This is a genomic window from Streptococcus hepaticus, assembly GCF_043656315.1.
GTDB classification, from domain to species: Bacteria; Bacillota; Bacilli; order Lactobacillales; family Streptococcaceae; genus Streptococcus; species Streptococcus hepaticus.
Genome location: NZ_JBINIY010000037.1, coordinates 1 through 1,496, shown reverse-complemented (window position 1 = coordinate 1,496; position 1,496 = coordinate 1). Strand labels below are relative to the sequence as shown.

Here is a 1,496-nt window from a genome sequence, read left to right as displayed (position 1 = left end):
CGTTAGTGTAAAATAATTCTCGGAAAAACGTTTACAAGTTTTCAAAATAAAAAAGTCCTATATCCTAGGAAGTGTGTAAATAACCTAGAAGGATATAGAACCCATGACTATTGTAGCAGAGATTTGTGACATTTTAAAGAGTAGTGTTCATCTGGCTGAGTTTGACAAGAGGGTCATGCAGTTGATGAGTCAGTTATTGACAAAATCAGTGAGAGAATCCTTGGAGCGTTTGGACAAGGAAATTATCCAGTCTTATCTCTCGGATGGATGGGAGATAGACCGTTTAGAAGAGCGTCAGCTGACTTTCTTGTTTGGGACGGTTTCTTTTAAGCGTCGCCGGTTACGAAAAGCTGGGGAGAAGAGTTTCTTGCCTTTGGATAAGGTTATAGGGTTGAATTCTAGAGAACGTTATAGTCCTAGTTTCAATGAAAAACTTAGCCTTTTAGCGACAGGAATGACTTATCGTCAGGCCTCCCAAAGTTTACATCTTCTGACAGATATCGAGATGAGTCACCAAGGGATTCACAACCTTGTCCAGCGTGTTGGTGAGAAGGTGTTCAATAGCCAAGTAGAACCTACAGAAACTGAGTTAAAACGCCCAGAAATTCTCTTTATTGAGGGTGACGGTGTTTGGATTGGTAGTCAAGATAAAGGGAAACACTTGGAGTTGAAACGCGGCTACATTCATGAAGGTGTGAGACGTTCTGGCAAGCGTGGCGAGTTGATTAACCCTGTCTATTTCGGTTGTTTTGGTACAAGTCAGGACTTGTTTAAGCAAATGAGTGACTACCTCCAAATGCACTATGACCTGAGACATACGGTTATTGTTGCCAATAGCGACGGCGGTTCAGGCTACGAAGCTCACAAGTTCGAAGACATGCTTGGACGACACAAGAGCTTTGACTACTGCCTTGATTCCTACCACGTTATGAAGTATGTTACTGGAAAATTAGGCTTTGATAAAAGCTTGTTACAAGCGGTTTGGATGTGTGTAAAAGCCTATGACCGTGAGCAACTGGTCTTGATTTTAGACACGGCAGAATCCATTTTGGAAGATGAGAAACAACTTGAAAAGCTATTGGCAGTCAAGTCTTATTTGATGAGCCATTGGGAAGCTATCAATCCCCTAAAACTACGGGATTTGGGCGTTAGTGATGGTGTAGGAACCTGTGAAAGTGGGCATCGATTTTACAGCTACCGCATCAAGAAACAAGGTCGACACTGGAAAAAACGAGGCGTGAGTCATCTAGTTGCCATCATGACAGCACAGAAGAATGGAACTTTTGAGGTTTTATATCGTAGTTCTAGCCCACATCAAGTCTTTAGTGACAAGGTTGCAATCAGTATGCGCCAAGTACTAAAAAAACTGCCGCCCGAGCCTCATAGGGTGCCTCAAGCAAGCATTGCTTTGAACGGTGCTACCAGCACTCCGATTGGTCAACTCAAGAAATGGATATAGGACTTTGAAAACTTTCCGAGAGAAACTTGACACAAAC

1 protein-coding gene is annotated in these 1,496 nt (G+C 42.6%); it reads left to right on the top strand.

Going from position 1 to position 1,496, the window contains the following annotated elements:
* Positions 1-103: 103 nt before the first annotated feature.
* Positions 104-1,459, top strand: a complete 1,356-nt coding sequence (locus tag ACHUFA_RS10945) for an ISLre2 family transposase (RefSeq protein WP_394406097.1) — start codon at positions 104-106, stop codon at positions 1,457-1,459.
* The last annotated feature ends 37 nt before the right edge of the window (positions 1,460-1,496 follow it).